This window comes from Bradyrhizobium sp. Ken51 (assembly GCF_055807435.1).
Window position 1 is genome coordinate 1 of sequence record NZ_JBVVPB010000182.1, and the last position, 262, is coordinate 262.

The window sequence follows — 262 nt, forward strand, 5'->3', positions numbered from 1 at the left end:
GTCTGGATCAGCGGAGCTGAAAAGTTGCTCGAGCTACGAGCGATCAGGACGCCCTTGCTCCTGCGGTCATAGATCTGGCGCGCGATCTCGGCGACTTCGTTTCCAGATTGGAGGCTTTGCTCACTACTGTTCGCGGAAGTGTCCAGTTCTGGCCGATAACGGCTAAGCCAGAGACGGCGGGGGCACTGGCGAAAGGCGAGAAGAGCAGACTTCGAAAGAAGTATCATGTGGTGGCTCGGTTGACGCCGTAACAGTCGTGCAG

At 57.6% G+C, this 262-nt stretch carries 1 protein-coding gene; it reads right to left on the reverse strand.

Going from position 1 to position 262, the window contains the following annotated elements:
• A partial coding sequence (locus tag AC0L27_RS41400) for a hypothetical protein (protein WP_473323907.1) occupies nucleotides 1-227 on the reverse strand: 227 nt, incomplete at its 3' end.
• Between the last annotated feature and the right edge of the window lie 35 nt (nucleotides 228-262).